At 72.1% G+C, this 17,249-nt stretch carries 15 protein-coding genes and 4 pseudogenes; 5 read left to right on the forward strand and 14 right to left on the reverse strand.

The features are described from left to right. Positions 1-455: 455 nt before the first annotated feature. Positions 456-1,604, forward strand: coding sequence for a transcription termination factor Rho (gene rho / locus IO33_RS0110385; RefSeq protein ID WP_031162869.1), 1,149 nt, complete (start codon positions 456-458; stop codon positions 1,602-1,604). 239 nt (positions 1,605-1,843) lie between these two features. Next, positions 1,844-2,539, forward strand: a pseudogene (locus IO33_RS53775) (D-alanyl-D-alanine carboxypeptidase family protein); the annotation flags it as partial. A gap of 59 nt (positions 2,540-2,598) precedes the next feature. Here the strand turns inward: IO33_RS53775 and IO33_RS53780 are convergent. The 14 genes and pseudogenes from IO33_RS53780 to IO33_RS54070 all read right to left on the reverse strand — a co-directional run. Beyond that, a complete protein-coding gene (locus IO33_RS53780) occupies positions 2,599-3,987 on the reverse strand; it encodes a glycosyltransferase family 87 protein (protein WP_157857821.1) in 1,389 nt (462 codons plus the stop codon). After that, positions 3,984-5,378, reverse strand: coding sequence for a polyprenol phosphomannose-dependent alpha 1,6 mannosyltransferase MptB (gene mptB / locus IO33_RS0110400; RefSeq protein WP_031162872.1), 1,395 nt, complete (start codon positions 5,376-5,378; stop codon positions 3,984-3,986). The genes IO33_RS53780 and mptB overlap by 4 nt, the downstream gene beginning before the upstream one ends. Positions 5,379-5,547: 169 nt before the next feature. Then, complete coding sequence (locus IO33_RS0110405; protein WP_031162873.1) at positions 5,548-6,486, reverse strand: glutaminase; 939 nt, start codon at positions 6,484-6,486, stop codon at positions 5,548-5,550. A gap of 50 nt (positions 6,487-6,536) precedes the next feature. Beyond that, positions 6,537-7,949: an aspartate ammonia-lyase gene (aspA, locus tag IO33_RS0110410; protein ID WP_031162881.1), complete on the reverse strand. Its 1,413-nt coding sequence runs from the start codon at positions 7,947-7,949 to the stop codon at positions 6,537-6,539. A gap of 132 nt (positions 7,950-8,081) precedes the next feature. Further along, on the reverse strand, positions 8,082-9,098 hold the full coding sequence (locus IO33_RS0110415) for an asparaginase (protein ID WP_031162883.1): 1,017 nt from the start codon (positions 9,096-9,098) through the stop codon (positions 8,082-8,084). A 41-nt stretch (positions 9,099-9,139) separates the two neighbouring features. Next, positions 9,140-10,579, reverse strand: a complete 1,440-nt coding sequence (locus IO33_RS0110420; RefSeq protein WP_031162885.1) for an amino acid permease — start codon at positions 10,577-10,579, stop codon at positions 9,140-9,142. Continuing rightward, positions 10,576-11,253: a FadR/GntR family transcriptional regulator gene (locus IO33_RS0110425; protein WP_031162887.1), complete on the reverse strand. Its 678-nt coding sequence runs from the start codon at positions 11,251-11,253 to the stop codon at positions 10,576-10,578. Before IO33_RS0110425 ends, IO33_RS0110420 begins: the two co-directional genes overlap by 4 nt. A gap of 172 nt (positions 11,254-11,425) precedes the next feature. After that, positions 11,426-12,262 (reverse strand): undecaprenyl-diphosphate phosphatase, encoded by an 837-nt coding sequence (locus tag IO33_RS0110430; RefSeq protein WP_031162889.1) that lies wholly within the window; start codon positions 12,260-12,262, stop codon positions 11,426-11,428. Between the two features lie 75 nt (positions 12,263-12,337). Further along, entirely contained in the window at positions 12,338-12,712 is a 375-nt protein-coding gene (crcB, locus tag IO33_RS0110435) for a fluoride efflux transporter CrcB (protein WP_031162892.1), read from the reverse strand. Further along, positions 12,709-13,089: a DUF190 domain-containing protein gene (locus tag IO33_RS0110440; protein ID WP_031162895.1), complete on the reverse strand. Its 381-nt coding sequence runs from the start codon at positions 13,087-13,089 to the stop codon at positions 12,709-12,711. The genes crcB (IO33_RS0110435) and IO33_RS0110440 overlap by 4 nt, the downstream gene beginning before the upstream one ends. Next, positions 13,086-13,547 (reverse strand): fluoride efflux transporter CrcB, encoded by a 462-nt coding sequence (gene crcB / locus IO33_RS0110445; RefSeq protein ID WP_031162897.1) that lies wholly within the window; start codon positions 13,545-13,547, stop codon positions 13,086-13,088. Before crcB (IO33_RS0110445) ends, IO33_RS0110440 begins: the two co-directional genes overlap by 4 nt. A gap of 66 nt (positions 13,548-13,613) precedes the next feature. Further along, positions 13,614-14,582, reverse strand: coding sequence for an SMP-30/gluconolactonase/LRE family protein (locus tag IO33_RS0110450; protein ID WP_031162900.1), 969 nt, complete (start codon positions 14,580-14,582; stop codon positions 13,614-13,616). Between the two features lie 65 nt (positions 14,583-14,647). Then, positions 14,648-14,935 carry a helix-turn-helix domain-containing protein gene (locus tag IO33_RS0110455; protein WP_031162902.1) on the reverse strand — a complete coding sequence of 96 codons (288 nt, stop codon included), beginning with the start codon at positions 14,933-14,935 and terminating at the stop codon, positions 14,648-14,650. Positions 14,936-15,123: 188 nt separating this feature from the next. Next, positions 15,124-16,523: pseudogene (locus IO33_RS54070) on the reverse strand (beta-galactosidase); the annotation flags it as partial. Here IO33_RS54070 and IO33_RS47140 point away from each other — a divergent pair. The 3 genes and pseudogenes from IO33_RS47140 to IO33_RS44020 all read left to right on the forward strand — a co-directional run. After that, positions 16,521-16,673, forward strand: a pseudogene (locus IO33_RS47140) (carbohydrate ABC transporter permease); the annotation flags it as partial. The pseudogenes IO33_RS54070 and IO33_RS47140 overlap by 3 nt on opposite strands. A gap of 3 nt (positions 16,674-16,676) precedes the next feature. Beyond that, a pseudogene (locus IO33_RS47145) lies at positions 16,677-16,883 on the forward strand (LacI family DNA-binding transcriptional regulator); the annotation flags it as partial. Positions 16,884-16,987: 104 nt separating this feature from the next. Next, positions 16,988-17,239, forward strand: a complete 252-nt coding sequence (locus tag IO33_RS44020) for a sigma-70 family RNA polymerase sigma factor family protein (protein WP_031162918.1) — start codon at positions 16,988-16,990, stop codon at positions 17,237-17,239. The last annotated feature ends 10 nt before the right edge of the window (positions 17,240-17,249 follow it).

Below are 17,249 nucleotides of genomic sequence, written 5' to 3' on the forward strand. Positions count from 1 at the left end.
CCCGAGGGTATGCCGGTGATCACGGCAGACCGAATCCGGCCGGTCCTGACCAGCGGCAGACCCGCGCGCCCCGGTCGGGTGCGGCCATCCCCTCGCCCCCGCCGGACATCCCACGTCGACGGTCTCCGGGCAGCCACCGGAGGGCTCACGGGGGCTCAGGAGGGAATGGACACGGACGTCCTCTTGTTGACGCGAGCGAACGCATGGGTATAGTGCGATCAGCGCATGTGCGTGTCCCGTCGTACGGACACCGATGCGGTTCTCTCTCCACCAGCCCTTCGGCCGAGGCTTCCGACCGGCCCGGGCTTCTTCTCCGCAGCACCTCGTGACCAGGGCGTCCGTGCCGTACCCGAGGTGCCGTTCCCGCCGCCCGGAGGCGGTTGTCCACGCCTCCCGCTCGCGGCCTCTCCCCCCCTTCCCGTCTGTCTTCTCCCGTCCGTGAAAGGACTCCCACCATGACCACCACTCTCGAACACCCTCCCGTGGTCCAGCAGCCCCCGGCCTCCCCGCTCGTCACCGGTGTTCTCGACATCGACGCGCACGGGAAGGGGCATCTGCGGGCCGCGGGCCTCCTCTCCTCCCCCGCCGACCCGCAGGTCCCGTCGGCCCTGATCCGGCGCCACGGGCTGCGCAAGGGCGACCTCGTCGAGGGCGTCCGGGGCGCCCAGCGCGCCCTGACCGAGGTCACCCGCGTCGACGGCCGCGAACCGGCGGACCTCCGCGGCCGAAGCCACTTCCGCGACCTCACCCCGCTCCACCCGCACGACCGCATCCGCCTCGAACACCCCGCGTCCGGACCGGCCGGCCGGGTCGCGGATCTCTTCGCACCGGTCGGCAAGGGCCAGCGCGGGCTGATCGTGGCCCCGCCGAAGAGCGGCAAGACCGTGCTGCTCCAGCAGCTCGCGGCAGCCGTGGCCGGCAACCACCCCGAGTGCCGGCTGATGGTCCTGCTGCTGGACGAGCGCCCCGAGGAGGTCACCGAGATGCGCCGCTCGGTGCGCGGCGAGGTGTACGCCTCCACCTTCGACCGGACGCCCAAGGAGCACATCGCCCTCGCCGAGCTGGTCGTGGAGCGGGCCAAGCGCCTGGTGGAGGCCGGTGAGGACGTCGTCGTCCTGCTGGACTCGCTGACCCGGCTGTGCCGGGCCCACAACAACGCCTCCGCCGCCGGCGGCCGTACCCTGAGCGGCGGTGTCGACGCGGGCGCGCTGCTCGGACCCAAGCGGTTCTTCGGCGCCGCCCGCCAGGCCGAGGAGGGCGGCTCGCTGACCATCCTCGCCACGGTCCTGGTGGACACCGGCTCCCGCGCCGACGGCTACTACTTCGAGGAGCTGAAGAGCACGGGCAACATGGAGCTGAGGCTCGACCGGGAAGCCGCCGCCCGCCGCCTCTTCCCCGCCGTGGACCTCGACGCCACCGGCACCCGTCGCGAGGAACTCCTGCTCGGCGCGGCCGAGTTGGCGGCCACACACGGCCTGCGCCGGGTGCTGCGCACCCGCGAGAGCGGTCCGTCCGGCCTGGAGACCCTCCTGGAGCGGCTGCGCTCCACCCCCGACAACGCCGCGTTCCTGCGGCAGATCCGGCCCACCCTGCCCGGCGGCTGACACCGCCCGCGGACGGCCGGGGTGCGGCATCCGGGTTGCTCCCCTGGGCCGAACGGCCCCGACAGCGCGAGGGACGACGCCCCCGTTCGTACGTTGATCATATGTTCACAGCCCTTTCTCATCGGGCGGCCGTGTCGGCTTGTTCCCTGTGTGTGGCGGGCGTGCTGGCACTCGCGCCGGCCGCCGCCTCCGCGGAGACCCGCGCCGGGGAGCCCGCCCCGCCAGGCCCCCGGGCGGCGATGCCCGGGCCGTCCCTGCTCTACCGCTCCGGCACCCAGGTCCGGCCGCGCCAGGGGGTGCCCGAGGTGCCGGAGGTGTCGGCGCTGTCCTGGGTGGTGGCCGACGCGGACAACGGGGAGGTGCTCGCCGCGAACGACGCGCACCGCAAGCTGCCGCCCGCGAGCACCCTGAAGACGCTGTTCGCCCTCACCGTGCTGCCGGCGCTGCCCGCCGGGATGCAGCACACCGTGCAGAACGCGGAGCTGGCGGACATCGGCCCGGGCAGCAGCCTGGTCGGCGTCGAGGAGGGACACTCCTACCAGGTGGCCGACCTGTGGCGCGGGGTCTTCCTCAGCTCCGGCAACGACGCCGTGCACGTGCTCGCCTCGCTGAACGGCGGCTGGCAGGCCACGGTCGCGCGGATGCAGGCCAAGGCACGCTCGCTCGGCGCCCTGGACACCCATGTCGTGTCCCCCGACGGTTACGACGCCCCCGGTCAGGTGTCCTCCGCCTACGACCTGGCGGTCTTCGGCCGGGACGGGCTGCGTAATCCCGACTTCGCCCGCTACTGCTCCACCGCCCAGGCGCAGTTCCCCGGTGAGGGCTCGTCGTACGGCATCGAGAACACCAACCGGCTGCTGACCGGCGAGGACGGGGTGGCGCCTTATCCGGGGCTGATCGGCGTCAAGAACGGCTACACCACCAACGCGGGCAACACCCTCGTGGCCGCGGCCCGCCGGGGCGGCCGCACGCTGATGGTGACCGTGATGAACCCTCAGGAAGGCGGCGGACTGACCGTGTACGAGGAGGCACGCCAGCTGCTCGACTGGGGCTTCGCGGCGGCCGGGCGGGTCGATCCGGTCGGCTCGCTGGACGGGCTGCGCGCCAAGTCGTCCCCGGCGTCCGCCGCCGCGCCGGTGGCCGCGGCGGCCTCGTCGGCGCAGGACGACCCGGACTGGTCGGGCACCGCTGTCGTCGTGGGGCTCTCGGGGCTCGGCGCGGGAGCCGTGGCGCTGGCGTTGCGGGCCAAGGCCGGCAAAGGCGCGCGCGGCTGACCCGTCGGCAGGCCGAGCAGCAGACCCAGCGTGATCCATGTGTAGGCGTTGCTGCCGAGGAAGCCGCCGATGCCGGAGGCGTCGTCGTACCACAGCCAGACCACGCTCGTGCACAGCACCGCGTACAGGGCGCCCGCGATCCGCGGGCGTCCGGCGCGCACCAGTACGGCGAAGGACGGCAGCAGCCACACCAGGTGGTGCACCCAGGTGATGGGGCTGACCAGGCAGGCCGCCGCCCCGGTGAGTGCGAAGGCCGCCGTCCAGTCGCCGGCCGTCACCGCCCTGCGGGCCCGCCACGCCCAGACGCACAGGACCAGCAGGACCGCCGTCGCCCACAGCGGGCGGCCGGGCTCGCCGAGGCGGGCCAGTACCCCCTGGAGCGACTGGTTGGACACATAGGCGAGCCGCCCCACCCGGCTGGTGTCCCACAGCGCCTCGGTCCAGTAGACCCGGGACGCCCCGGGGTCCGCCCAGGCGGCCAGCGCGCTCGCGACGGCGGCGACGGCCGTGGCGAGGCCGGCCGCCCGGCGCCGCCCGGCGAGCAGCAGCAGGCCGATGAACAGGGCGGGCGTGAGCTTCACGGCGGCGGCGAGCCCGATCCCGGCGCCCGCCAGGCGGTCCCGGCCGGTCGCCAGCAGCAGGCAGTCGCCGAGGACGAGGGCGAGCAGCACCAGGTTGACCTGGCCGAAGCTGAAGGTGTCCCGCAGCGGTTCGAACAGGGCGAGCAGGCACAGGCACAGCGACCAGCGGTACCAGCCGTGGCGCCGCCAGTCCGGGCCGGCCAGGGCCCGCAGGACCACCGCCAGGGCGGCCAGGTTGACCAGCAGGGACGCCACGATCGCCGAGGTCCGGTCGAGCAGGGCCAGCGGCAGCATGGCGAGCGCCGCGAACGGCGGGTAGGTGAAGCCGTAGGAGGTGCCGGGCACCTGGTAGTCGTAGATCCGGCCGCCGTGGTGCGCCCAGGTGTGCACGGTGCCGTAGTAGACGCGCAGGTCGAAGAAGCCGCGCAGCAGCGGCACGGTGGCGGTGAAGACCGTGACGGCCGCGGCGAGGGCGAGCACCAGCAGCACGCGGCCGCGGTCCGTACGGGGTCGCAGCGGCCCGCTCACGCCGTACGTCCCGGAGCCGGGGCCTGCGCCGCCTGGTGGGCCTGCCACAGGACGACCACGCCGAGCACCCCGCCGGAGACGGCGAGCACCAGCTGGCCGAGGTCGGCCGGACCGCCGCTCGGCAGGACGGCGAGGGCGAGGACGCCGGCCAGGGCCGCGACCCGGTTCCGTACCGAGGTGTCGGGCGCGCCGGCGGCGATGAGGAACAGGCCCCACAGCACGTACCAAGGGCGGATCGCCGGGCCGAACACGGCGACCGTGAGCAGGCTGAGGCCGAGGGCGTACACCGGTCTCAGGCGCAGCCGGAGCCATATCAGCGCCACGGCGACGGCGGTGGCCGCGAGCCCGAGCAGGTGCCAGGCCGGGACGGCCAGCGGGGCCAGGCTGCTGCCGAGGTGTTTGAGCAGAGCGCCGGTGGCGCGGCCGGCCAGGCTGGTCAGGGCCCAGTTCTGCGGGGAGACGGGAGTGGTCAGGGCGCCGATCCAGCCGTAGCCGGTGCCGGCGACGGCGGTGGCGGTGACCGTGGTCAGGGCGGAGGCGGCGGCCGTGGTCAGGACGGCCGGCAGCGGGCGCCGGCCGGCCCGGATCTGCAGGGCCAGGACGGCGAGCAGGCCGAGGGCCGCGGGTGCCTTGACCAGCGCGGCGAGGGTGACGAGGACGGCCCCGACGGCGGGCCGGCGGCCGCGCGCGGCGACCAGCCCGAGGCCGAGCAGGCCGAGCATGATGGCGTCGTTGTGGGCACCGGCCACCAGGTGCAGCAGGACCAGCGGATTGAGGGCGCCGAGCCACAGCGCGGCGGCCGGGTCTGCGCCGCTGTGCCGCGCCAGGCGGGGCAGCGCCGCCGCCATCAGGGCCACGCCGAGCAGGGCGACCAGGCGCATGCCCAGCAGGCCGGCCGGGAGCTGTCCGCGGGTCAGACCTGCCAGGGCGGAGGCCATGGCCAGGAAGGCGGGCCCGTAGGGGGCGCCGGTGTGCTGCCACATGGGGGCGACCTCGTCGGCGAGCGGGCCACCGAGCATGGCGGGCCCGTGGGTGTAGACGTCCATGTGGGCGTCGGCCATGGCGCCCTGCGCGAGGTAGCTGTAGACGTCCCGGCTGAACAGCGGCGGTGCGAGCAGCAACGGGGCCGCCCACACGGCGAGCACCAGCAGCAGGGAGCGCGGGGTGGGCGGCTGGGGGCCGCGCACCAGGCGGCCGAGGAGCACCCAGGCGGCGACGAGCAGCACGACACCGAAGTACACCCCGACCAGACCGAGCGCGGCCTTGGCCGAGGCGGAGCCCAGCAGGTCCTGGACGGGCAGGGCACCGGATGTCTCACCGCCCAGCGCGAGGGAGGCGGTGCCGGCCAGCCCGAGCAGCTGGCAGCGGCGGAGATCGACGGGGAATGCCATGGCCAACACTGGGGCAGCGTGTCAACGCCGGATGGCCGGAAGGCGACGGTAGCCCTGCCGGGCGGGGGCGGCGATGTAACTGGTGAGTGCGGGTATGGTGCCGGCCGCGGGTACGCCGTGGCTTGTCGCCCGCCAGGTTCTCGGCTTCGCCCGATGGAAAGCGGCGTCCTCAGAACACCGACAGACCCGTCAGTGTCGTGAACAGGTCCAGGGCCGCCACGCCGGCCACCGAGTTGCCCCGTTCGTCCAGCCCCGGGCTCCAGACGCACAGGGTGCACCGGCCGGGTACGACCGCGATGATCCCGCCACCGACCCCGCTCTTGCCGGGCAGCCCCACGCGGTAGGCGAAGTTCCCGGCCGCGTCGTACGTCCCGCAGGTCAGCATCACCGCGTTGACCTGCTTGGCCTGGCTGCGGGTGAGCAGGCGGCTGCCGTCGGCGCGGATGCCGTGCCGGGCGAGGAAGCCGGTGGCGAGGGCCAGGTCGGCGCAGGAGGCGGTGATCGAACACTGCCGGAAGTACTGGTCGAGCAGGGTCGGCACATCGTTGTCGATGTTGCCGTAGGACGCCATGAAATGGGCGAGGGCCGCGTTGCGGTCGCCGTGGGCGGTCTCGGAGGCGGCGACCTCCTGGTCGAAGTCCAGGGAGGTGTTGCCGCTCTCGGCGCGCAGAAAGGCCAGCAGCTCCCCGGCCGCGTCCCCGGTACGGGTCTGGAGGCGGTCGGTGACGACGAGGGCGCCCGCGTTGATGAAAGGATTCCGCGGGATGCCGTTCTCGTACTCCAGCTGGACCAGGGAGTTGAAGGGGTTGCCGGAGGGCTCGCGGCCCACGTGCTCCCAGAGCTCGTCACCCTCGCGGGCCAGGTCCAGGGCCAGTGTGAAGACCTTGGTGACGGACTGCGTGGAGAACGGCTCGCGCCACTCCCCCACCCCGTACACCGTGCCGTCCAGCTCGGCGACGGCCATGCCGAACCGGCGGGGATCGAGCGCGGCGAGGGCCGGTATGTAGTCGGCGGCCCGGCCGCGGCCGGGCGTGCGCTCCATCTCCTCGGCGATGCGCTCCAGGACCGGCAGGAAGGTGAGGGACGACGTCGTTGTCATGATCACCATTGTGCCTCCCGCTCGGTCCCGGAGCGCAATCGGCCGTACGTCGCCGCAGGTCAGGCGGCCGGTGCCCCGCTGCCCGCGACGACCTCGGGGCGCAGCAGCTCGGCGAGGCGCTCGGCCGGCAGCAGGCCCTTCTCCAGCACCAGTTCGGCCACTCCGCGGCCCGTGACGAGGGCCTCCTTGGCGATGTCGGTCGCGGCGGTGTAGCCGATGTGCGGGTTGAGCGCGGTGACCAGGCCGATGGAGTTCTCGACCGTGGCGCGCAGCCGCTCGGTGTTGGCGGTGATGCCGTTCACGCACCGCTCGGCCAGCGTCAGACAGGCGCTGCGCAGGTGCGTGATCGACTCCGACAGCGAGTGCAGGATGATCGGCTCGAAGGCGTTGAGCTGGAGCTGTCCGGCCTCGGCGGCCATGGTGATGGCGACGTCGTTGCCGATCACCTCGAAGGCGACCTGGTTGACCACCTCGGGGATCACCGGGTTGACCTTGCCCGGCATGATGGACGAACCGGCCTGGACCGGCGGCAGGTTGATCTCGCCGAGGCCCGCTCGCGGCCCGGAGGACAGCAGCCGCAGGTCGTTGCAGCTCTTGGAGAGCTTGACCGCGATCCGCTTGAGCACGCCGGACATCTGGACGAAGGCACCGCAGTCCTGGGTGGCCTCGACCAGGTTGGCGGCGGTGACCAGGGGCAGCCCGGTGATCGTCGACAGATGGCGGCGGGCGGCCTCGGCGTAACCGGCGGGCGCGTTGAGCCCCGTGCCGATCGCCGTGGCGCCCAGGTTGATCTCATGGATCAGCTCGACGGCCTCGGCGAGACGGCTGCGGTCCTCCTCCATCATGACGGCATAGGCGGAGAACTCCTGGCCGAGCGTCATCGGTACCGCGTCCTGCAACTGTGTACGGCCCATCTTGAGCACGTCACGGAACTCGACGGCCTTGCGGGCGAAGGCGTCCTGCAGGACGGCCATCGCCTTGAGCAGTCCACGGACCGCGAACACCGTCGCCACCTTGACGGCGGTCGGGTAGACGTCGTTGGTCGACTGGCCGAGGTTGACGTGCTCGTTGGGGTGCAGCCGGGTGTACTCGCCCTTGGCGTGGCCGAGCAGTTCCAGCGCGCGGTTCGCCACGACCTCGTTGGCGTTCATGTTCGTGGACGTGCCAGCGCCGCCCTGGATGACGTCGACGACGAACTGGTCGTGCAGCTTGCCCGCCCGGATCTCCTGACAGGCCGCGACGATCGCGCGCGCCTTCTCCGGCTCCAGCAGGCCGAGTTCCTCGTTGGCGAGAGCGGCGGCCTCCTTGACGGCGGCCAGGGCGTCGATCAGATGCGGGTAGGCGGAGATCGGGGTGCCCGTGATGGGGAAGTTCTCCGTCGCGCGCAGGGTGTGCACACCCCAGTACGCGTCGGCGGGCACGTCACGGTCACCGAGCAGATCGTGTTCGCTGCGGGTGAGGGCGGCGGTCATGGGGAAACGGTCCTCTTTCTGCGGTACGGAGGTGAAGGCGCCCGGTCAGGGGCGCGGGGAACTGCGCGGTCGGCCACAGACGGCCGACAGACCGGCGACGGCCCGCGGTCCCCCGGAGGCATCGGCGCATCCCTAGGCGCAGGCAGGAAGCTCGACAGGGTCCAGCGCACGCACCGCACGCACACACCCCACCGGCTCCCCGCCCCCGAGCAGCGGCTCCCCCGCGAACTCGGTCAGCAGCCCGGGATCCACGCCCGCGCGCGCGAGCGCGGCCGCGGCCACCGGAATCCGCGCCCGGTTCGCCCCGTCGGCGATCTTCACGGCGATCGCACGGCCATCCGGCAGCGCAGCGACCTGCACGCCCTCGAACCCGTCCTTGGCGAGCAGCCCCGGGACGGCCCGCATCAGCGCGGCCACGTCCCGCCCCGAGCCGGAGGCCATCTCGGCGTGCGAGCGCATCGCGTCCGCGACCCGCGCCTCGGGCGTGCCGGGGACGGCCGAGGCGATGCGGGACAGGGCACGGGCGAGCCCGTGCAGGGAGATGGAGAACAGCGGCGCGCCGCAGCCGTCCACGGTGACCCGGGCGACCCGCTGGCCGGTCAGGTCCTCGACGATCTCCTCGATCGCCTGCTGCAGCGGGTGCTCGGGATCGAGGTAGTCCTGCAGGGACCAGCCGTTGAGCCTGGCGGTCCACAGCATGGCCGCGTGCTTGCCGGAGCAGTTCTGGGCGAGTCGGGAGGGCATGCGGCCCTCGCGCACCCAGACGTCCCGGACCACGGGGTCGAACGGCATGTCGGGGACGTTGCGCAGGTCGTCCTCGGTCAGCCCGGCGAGTTCGAGGATGCGCCGGGTGCCGGCGAGGTGGCGTTCCTCACCGGAGTGGCTCGCGGCGGCCAGCGACAGCAGTTCGCCGTCGAGCGGCAGTCCGGCCCGCAGCATGGCCACGGCCTGCAGCGGCTTGACGGCCGAGCGCGGGTAGAAGGCGGCCTCGATGTCGCCGAGCTGGAACTGCACCCGGCCGTCGGCGCCGAGGACGACGACGGAGCCGTAGTGGATGCCCTCGACGACCCCGCCGCGGACGAGGTGGGCGACGGGCGCGTGGAGGGGCTCGCGTATGACGGGTGCGTCGGCGGGGGAACTGCTGTACATCACTGCCTGTATCGAGGGATCGGGGCGGTCCGGGTCGCGGGTCACGCGCCGGCGCCGGTGGACATGCGCGCTATGCGGCCGCGGATGCCGTACCAGCCCGCGACCAGCGCTGCGACGATCAGCGGCAGACAGAGCACGGTGGTGCGTCCGGCGCCGCCGTCGGCGTACATGAGGACCAGGACGGAGGCGAGGAACGCCAGCGTCACGATTTCGGTCCAGGGGGAGCCCGGCAGCCGGTAGGAGGGCCGGGCCAGTTCGCCCTTCTGGGTCTTCCGCCAGAAGAGGACGTGACAGAGCATGATCATGCCCCAGGTCGCGAGGATGCCGATCGCCGCGAAGTTGAGGACGATCTCGAACGCGTCGGCGGGGACGACGTAGTTGAGGCCCACGCCGAGGACACACATACCGCTGGTGAGCAGGATTCCGCCGTACGGGACCTGGCTGCGGCTCATCTTCGCGGTGAACCTCGGGGCCGAGCCGCTCATGGCCATGGAGCGCAGGATGCGGCCGGTGGAGTACAGGCCGGAGTTCAGCGAGGACATGGCGGCGGTCAGCACGACGAGGTTCATCACGCCGCCGGCCGCCGGGACACCGATGTGCGACAGGACGGTCACGAAGGGGCTCTCGCCGGCGCTGTACTTGTTCCAGGGCAGCAGCATCGAGAGCAGGACGACGGAGCCGACGTAGAAGAGGCCCACGCGCCACATGATCGAGTTGATCGCCTTCGGCATGATCTTCTCGGGGTTCTCGGTCTCGCCGGCGGCGACGCCGACCAGCTCGACCGAGGCGTAGGCGAAGACGACACCCTGGATGATCAGGAGCATGGGCAGCAGGCCGCTGGGGAAGACGCCGCCGTTGTCGGTGATCAGGGAGGGGCCGGGGTGGTGACCGTCGACCGGGTGCTGGGTGACCAGCAGGAAGATGCCGATCGCCATGAAGACCACGAGCGCGCCGACCTTGACGATCGCGAACCAGAACTCCAGTTCGCCGAAGATCTTGACCGAGATCAGATTGACGGTCAAGACGATGGCCAGGGCGATCAATGCGATCAACCATTGCGGGATGTCCGAGAACATGCCCCAGTAGTGCGTGTACGTGGCGACCGCGGTGATGTCGGCGATGCCGGTGGTCGCCCAGTTCAGGAAGTACATCCAGCCCGCGGTGTAGGCGCCCTTCTCGCCCAGGAACTCCCGGGCGTAGGACACGAAGGCCCCGGAGGAGGGGCGGTACAGGACGAGTTCGCCGAGGGCCCGGACGACCAGGAAGGCGAAGACGCCGCAGACGGCGTACGCGATGAACAGGGAGGGTCCGGCGTCGGCGAGCCGGCCGCCCGCGCCGAGGAAGAGGCCGGTGCCTATGGCACCGCCGATGGCGATCATGTTGACGTGCCGGTGCTTCAGGCCTTTGCTGTAGCCGGCGTCTCCGGCGTCGACATGGCCGGACGAGGGGCGCGTCTCGTCTTTGAGGTGCTGCTCGCTCACGCCTCGGGTCCGCCTTCCGTGGGGAGGTCCGTGCGCCGGGGACGCACGATGTCGGTGAGGGTCGTCTCGACGCGGTCCAGATGGTGGCTCATGGCCTCCACCGCGTCGTGCTCGGAACCGTCGATCAGCGCCTCGACGATCGCCCGGTGCTCGCGGTTGGACTGCTCGCGGCGCCCGCCCAGCTCGTTGAGGAAGGCCGACTGACGCGCCAGTGCGTCCCGGATCTCCTCGATGACCCGGCGGAAGACCGGGTTCTGGGCGGCCTCGGCCACGGCGAGGTGGAAGAGGGTGTCCATCGCGACCCAGGCGGTGGTGTCCGTCTCCCGCTCCATGCGGTCGAGCAGGTGGGCCAGGTGGTCCAGATCCTCCGGGGTGCGGCGTGCGGCCGCGTATCCGGCGACCGGGATCTCGATGTGCCGGCGCACCTCCAGCAGGTCGCTGGCCGCGTAGTCGCCGAACGTGGGGTCCTCGACGGCGTTCGCGACGACGAAGGTGCCCTTGCCGGTCCGGGAGACCGTCAGGCCCATCGTCTGCAGCGCGCGCAGCGCCTCGCGCAGCACGGGCCGGGACACCTCGAGCGTGCGGCACAGCTCGGCCTCGGAAGGGAGCTTGTCGCCTATGGCGTACTCGCCGCGCTCGATGGCACCGCGGAGGTGGGCGAGGACCGCTTCCATGGCGCTGACGCGCCGCGGGGCCCGACCACCTGTCTGGCTGTCTGACAGGTTCACGGGAGTGATCCTGCGGGTTGCGTGTCCGGACTGTCAAGGCGTCCCGTAAGGAAACATTCACGGGGTGCGGCGCCTGAATGCAGGCATCCGCACCCCGTGGGTGATCAGCAGGGTTCGCTCAGGCGTTGAGCGTGCCCGTGGCGAGCAGGCCGAGCAGGCCCACTCCGATGACGATGCGGTAGATCACGAAGGCGTTGAAGGAGTGCTTGGCGACGAACTTCAGCAGCCACGCGATGGAGGCGTAGGCCACCACGAACGACACGATGGTGCCGACGGCCAGCGGCGCGGCGCCCACGCCCGCGCCGAGGGCGTCCTTGAGCTCGTAGATGCCGGCGCCGGTCAGGGCGGGGATGCCGAGGAAGAACGACAGGCGGGTGGCGGCGACACGGTCCAGGTCCAGGATGAGCGCGGTGGACATGGTGGCGCCGGAGCGCGAGAAGCCGGGGAAGAGCAGGGCGAGGATCTGGGAGCAGCCGACCCACATCGCGTCCTTGAACGAGGTGTCGTCCTCACCGCGCTTGTGCCGGCCCATCTGGTCGGCGGCCCACATCACGGCGGAACCGGCGATCAGGGAGCCGGCGACCACCCAGAGCGAGGCGAGCGGACCGTCGATCAGCGGCTTGGCGGCGAGGCCGACCACCACGATCGGGATGGTGGCGGCGATCACCCACCAGGCGAACTTGTAGTCGTGGTGGTAACGCTCCTCGCGGTGGGTCAGACCGCGGAACCACGCGGAGACGATCCGCTTGATGTCCTTGAAGAAGTACACGAGCACGGCGGCGATGGCGCCGACCTGGATGACGGCCGAGAAACCGACGACGGACTTGTCGTCGACGGGAATGTTCATGAGCCCCTCGGCGATCTTCAGGTGACCCGTGGAGGACACCGGGAGGAACTCGGTCACCCCCTCGACTACTCCGAGGACGACGGCCTGACCGACGGAGATGGCGCTCATGGGATCCAGTTCTGAGGAGAGTTGGTCGACAGTGCTGTAGACAGTACTTGTTGTGTCCGGCCGTATGGCAAGCGCCTAGGCCCACAGGGCGCCGGCGAGCGAGACACCCGCGAAGGCCGCGGCGAGCCCGGCCACCACGCTCGCGACGACGTTGACGGCAGCGTAGAGGCCGGAGCCGGCCTCGGTCAGCCGCAGGGTCTCGTAGGAGAAGGTCGAGTACGTCGTCAGGGCGCCGCAGAACCCCGTGCCGATGAGAAGCTGCAGGTGGGGCCCGGCGGCTCCGGCCGAGACGGCGCCCGTGAGCAGCCCCAGGACCAGCGAGCCGGTGACGTTCACCACGAAGGTGCCCCAGGGGAAGACCGAGTCGTGCCGGGCCTGCACGGCACGGTCGGTGAGATAGCGCAGCGGTGCGCCGACCACGGCTCCCGCGATGACGAGCAGCCAGTTCACAACGACTTCTTACCCTTCGGATCCGTGTCCCCCGTGACACCCGAGCGCCCCACGTACCGGACGACCTCGCACTCCTCCAGGGTCACGAGGCCTTCGTCGACGAGTTCGTCGAGTTGCGGCAGGAACGCCCGTACGCGCTCCTCCGTGTCCACGACGACGACCGCCACGGGCAGGTCCTCGCTCAGGGACAGCAGCCGGGAGGTGTGGATGCGGGAGGAGGCGCCGAAGCCCTCGATGCCCCGGAAGACGCTCGCGCCGGCGAGTCCGGCCGCGTGCGCGCGGTGCACGATCTCGGAGTAGAGGGGCTTGTGGTGCCAGGTGTCGTCCTCACCGATGTAGACGGTCAGCCTGAGGGCCCGGCCGCTGAGCGATGTCATCGCTGCCTCCCGATCAGCACCCGGCGGGCGGCGGCCGAGGCGAGCCACACCGCGGCGAGGGCCGCGCACAGCGTCGCGGCGAGATAGGCGAACCCGGTTCCCGGCCGGCCGGCGTCGACCAGCCTGCGGATGTCGACGGCGTAGGTGGAGAAGGTGGTGAAGCCACCGAGCACTCCGGTGCCGAAGAAGGGGCGGACGAGTCGGTGGGCGGCCCACACATCGGTGATGAGCACCATGAAGACACCGATCACCGCGCAGCCGATGAGATTGGTCCAGAAGGTCGCCCAGGGGAAGCCACCGGGCGGTGTGGGCCAGGTCAGGGTGAGCCCGTAGCGGGCGCACGCGCCCAGGGCGCCACCGACCGCGACGACGGCGACGACGGGTGTCTGGGTACGCCACTCGGACCGCCGCCGTGGCGTGGGGCGGACACGGAGGCTCTCGGCTTCCGGGGCTGTCATGCTGGTGCGTCTCCTGTTCGGCCTGCCCCGACGGGTGATCACGGCCGGCACCAGCGTACCGCCGTGTCAGAGGGCGGCGGGCCGGGCGCAGACCGCGACGCCGGGCTCCCGGAGGCTGCCGAGGACGAGGTGGTCGCCGGTCGCGCAGACGCTGGTGACCATGCGGAAGCCGGAGCGGCGGCGGGCCAGGTGGTGGAGGGTGCGTCCGGTGTCGTCGAGGGCCATGACCCCGATCGTTCCGCTCGGGCGGTAGGGCGCGTGGACGGCGGCCCGGGCGGCTGCGCCGCGCACGGCGGGCGGGGTGCGGTGCAGGAGGTCCAGGGGCGGGACCCGCGGACTGGCGAGCGCGACCCAGAGCGGGCCGTCGGAGCCCTCGCGCCAGAGGTTGTCCGGCATGCCGGGCAGCGTGGCGAAGAGGTCGGTGTGGCCGGCGCGCGGGCCCCTGAGGTGGTAGCGGGTGAGCCGGCAGGCACCGGTCTCGGCGATCACCAGAAAGGAGCCGTCGCCGCCGGCCGCCAGACCGTTGGCGAACTGCAGCCCTTCCAGGAGGACTTCCGGCTCGCCGCCGTCGGCCGGAAGGCGCAGCAGCCGTCCGGTGGCGGTGTGTTCGACGATGTCGCCGATCCACTGGTCCAGCGGGTAGCGGCGGCTGGAGACGGTGACGTACACGGTGCCGTCCGGAACGGCGACGACGTTGCTGCAGAACCGGAGCCGCTCGCCCGCCACGGAGTCCGCGAGGACGTGGACGGTGCCCGCAGCGCCTTCGACGGGATCAACACGCAGCAGGCCGCGTTCCGCGTCGCACACCAACAGGCCCCCGTCCGGGAGCGGTTCGAGCCCGAGCGGACGGCCGCCGGTCTCGGCCAGCACCTCCACGCGGGCCGTGCGCGGGTCGCCGAGGTGGTGGACGCGCAGGATCCGGCCGTCCTCCGCTCCGGTCAGCACGCGTCCGTGCGCGTCGGCCACCACGTCCTCGGGGCCGCGGGCGCCCAGGGAGACGTAGTGGAGCGGGACGAGTGCCGTGGGTCGGTCCATGCGCGGTGTGCCCTTTCGCCGTCGGTCGCCACCTGTCCGGCCACTCTGTCCTGCCCGGCGGCCTCTCACCACCCCTTCTCGAACATCCGGGCCACCTCGGCGATGCGGATCTCGTCGCGCCGGTAGTAGGTGCGGCAGCGGCTGCGGCGGGTGCGCAGCAGGCCGAGGCGGGTGAGGAAGTCCAGGTGGGCGAGGGCGGTCCGACGCGGCACGCCCAGCTTGACGGCCACGGCCCGCGCGGTGACGCCCGTCTCGGCGAGGTCGCGGCGGAGGTACGCCGGGAAGTGCGCCGCCGGGTCCTTGAGCCACTCCAGGATGGTCTGCCGTACCCGGCCCGAGGGAGTTCCCATCATCAGTCCGCCTCCGTCCCCGGCCTCCTCGTACGCAGTCTTCCCACTGTCACCCGGCCGATTCCGTCGCGCACGGGAGTCGTCGTTCGTTGTCCGGTACCGAACGGCCGTGCGACCGCGAGACGCCTGGCGGGCCCGGAAAACAGGGCGGGGCCCCGCCGCCCCCTACGGCCGGGCCCCGCATCGGTGGTTCAGCGATGGCTGAACCACGTCATGGAGGGCAACGCCTTGTCGTCGTAGCCGAACAGGGCCTGGTTCTCCCAGCCGTTGCCCGAGGTGGCGTCGGCCGGGTCCCAGCCGTTTCCGGTGACGGCGGTCCAGGTCGCCTCCCAGTAGACGACGCCGAGGCCACGGCCGTTCGGGACGGCCTCCACGATGCTCGTCATGTCGTTCATCCACTTGGTCTGGCCGGCCACGGCCGCCGGTAGCCGCTCACCAGCTCGCCGCTGGTGTCGATCTGGTTCTCCAGCAAGTCGTCCTGGGCCAGCGTGAACGGGTAGGCCGTCTCGGCGACGAACACCGGCTTGCGGTGCTCGCGACCGAGGCGGTCTGGGCCGGCAGGGCGGTGAGGGCGAGCCCGGCCGCGAGCGGCAGCAGCAGGACCCTGATGGTGCGTCTGGGATGGAACTTCATCGTCCGTCGTCCCTTCGACGTGTACGGGCAGGGGTGTCCTCCGGTGGGGCCGGAGGAGAACCTTTCCGCCCGCGGCTCTCGTGGCCCACCTGAACGAGGGGAGCCGGCTCAGCTGTCGAGTCGTACGCCCCGTACGGCCCCCGCCGGGACCGCCGGGCGGCCCGGCGGGGCCTTCGGCGTACGTCCACACCGTCTCGGCACCGCGTGGCACGACGAACTCCGTCCACACGTCCCCGTTCAGGACGCAGCCCTCGGGGCCCGTCAGCCGCACCCGCTCGTCCGCCGGCAGCGGCGAGAACTCCTCCACGGTGAGGCCGAGGACGTGCCGCGGCGCGCCCAGGCAGGCGCCCTCGTGCACGGCGTCGTGCTCGTCGACGACGCCGGAGAAGTACGGCACCACCAGCGTGCCGCCCCTCTCGACGTACTCCCTGAGGTTGTTCCCGGCCGCCTCCGTCATCAGGTACAGGGCCGGTACGACGACAAGGGGATAGGCCGACAAGTCGGCTTCCGGATGGGCGAAGTCGACCGTGAGGTGGCGGTCGTAGAGGACCTCGTGGAAGGCGTCGGCGCGTTCACGTGGGTCGTGGTCCTCGCTGGGGCGCCAGGCGAGGTTCTGCGCCCACCAGGACTGCCAGTCCCACAGCATGGCCACGTCGACGACCGTGCGCGTGCCCCGTACGCTGCGCAACGCGTCGACGGCCGCGCCGAGTTCGGTCACCTCACGCCACACCCGGGTGCCGGTGCCGCCGTGCGGCAGCATGGCCGAGTGGAACTTCTCGGCGCCGCGCCGGGACTGGCGCCACTGGAAGAACATCGCGCCCTCGGAGCCGCGCGCCACGTGCGCCAGGGAGTTGCGGGCCATCTGGCCGGGGGCCTCAGCGGGGTTGCGGGGCTGCCAGTTGACACCCGAGGTCAAGTACTCCAGGAGCAGCCAGGGGGCTCCGCCGGCGACGGAGGCCTGTACACGCTGCTGGAGCAGGGCTCCCACACCCCGGCGCTGTACACGCTGGTGATCACAGGGGCGTTCCTCGCGGTCCTCCCGCTGATCGCGCTGTTCCTGGCCATTCAGCGCTTCTGGAGCCTGGATCCGCTGTCCAGGGCCGTAAAAGTCATGACCATGACCAATGCGGGAGGCCGGTGCAAACCGCCGACGATCCACGACGTGGCGCGGGAGGCGGGTGTCTCGCGCGGCACCGTCTCACGTGTGCTCAACGGCGGCCACTACGTCAGCCCCGCCGCCGCCGAGGCGGTCGCCGCCATCCGGAAGACCGGCTACGTCGTCAACCGGCACGCACGGTCACTGATCACCGGACGCTCGGGGCCTTCCAACGGGCGCTCGAGACGGGCGACCTGCAGAGCCTGCTCGACCTCCTCGCGCCGGACGTCGTCGCCCTGAGCGACGGCGGCGGCGTCAAGCAGGCCATGCCGCGTCCCACGGTGGGAGCCGAGAAGGTGGCCCGTCTGCTGGCCGCCGGCGTGGCGGTGTTCGGTCTGCGGCGACCGGTGGAGGCGGCGCAGGTCAACGGTCATCCGGCTCTGATCGTCAGGATCGACGGGGAGATCGACATGGTCGTGGCGCTGCGGATCGACGACGGCCTCGTCACCGGGCTCTACTCCGTGCGCAACCCCGGGAAGCTGACGTGCATGGAGCGGGAGACCGCTGTGAGCCGCTGAAGCCGGCAGG

Origin of the sequence: Streptomyces durhamensis (assembly GCF_000725475.1) — a bacterium.
Classification (GTDB): Bacteria; Actinomycetota; Actinomycetes; order Streptomycetales; family Streptomycetaceae; genus Streptomyces; species Streptomyces filipinensis.

Bases quoted from the DNA above. Each gene is read 5' to 3' on its own strand.
- IO33_RS0110425 (WP_031162887.1), bottom strand. From the start codon at position 11,253: ATGGAAGCGGTCCTCGCCCACCTCCGCGGTGCCATCGAGCGCGGCGAG.
- IO33_RS0110415 (WP_031162883.1), bottom strand. From the start codon at position 9,098: ATGTACAGCAGTTCCCCCGCCGACGCACCCGTCATACGCGAGCCCCTC.
- IO33_RS0110450 (WP_031162900.1), bottom strand. From the start codon at position 14,582: ATGGACCGACCCACGGCACTCGTCCCGCTCCACTACGTCTCCCTGGGC.
- rho (WP_031162869.1), top strand. From the start codon at position 456: ATGACCACCACTCTCGAACACCCTCCCGTGGTCCAGCAGCCCCCGGCC.
- IO33_RS0110440 (WP_031162895.1), bottom strand. From the start codon at position 13,089: ATGACATCGCTCAGCGGCCGGGCCCTCAGGCTGACCGTCTACATCGGT.
- mptB (WP_031162872.1), bottom strand. From the start codon at position 5,378: ATGGCATTCCCCGTCGATCTCCGCCGCTGCCAGCTGCTCGGGCTGGCC.
- aspA (WP_031162881.1), bottom strand. From the start codon at position 7,949: ATGACCGCCGCCCTCACCCGCAGCGAACACGATCTGCTCGGTGACCGT.
- crcB (WP_031162897.1), bottom strand. From the start codon at position 13,547: ATGACAGCCCCGGAAGCCGAGAGCCTCCGTGTCCGCCCCACGCCACGG.
- IO33_RS0110430 (WP_031162889.1), bottom strand. From the start codon at position 12,262: ATGAGCGCCATCTCCGTCGGTCAGGCCGTCGTCCTCGGAGTAGTCGAG.
- IO33_RS0110405 (WP_031162873.1), bottom strand. From the start codon at position 6,486: ATGGTGATCATGACAACGACGTCGTCCCTCACCTTCCTGCCGGTCCTG.
- IO33_RS0110455 (WP_031162902.1), bottom strand. From the start codon at position 14,935: ATGATGGGAACTCCCTCGGGCCGGGTACGGCAGACCATCCTGGAGTGG.
- IO33_RS44020 (WP_031162918.1), top strand. From the start codon at position 16,988: ATGCCGCGTCCCACGGTGGGAGCCGAGAAGGTGGCCCGTCTGCTGGCC.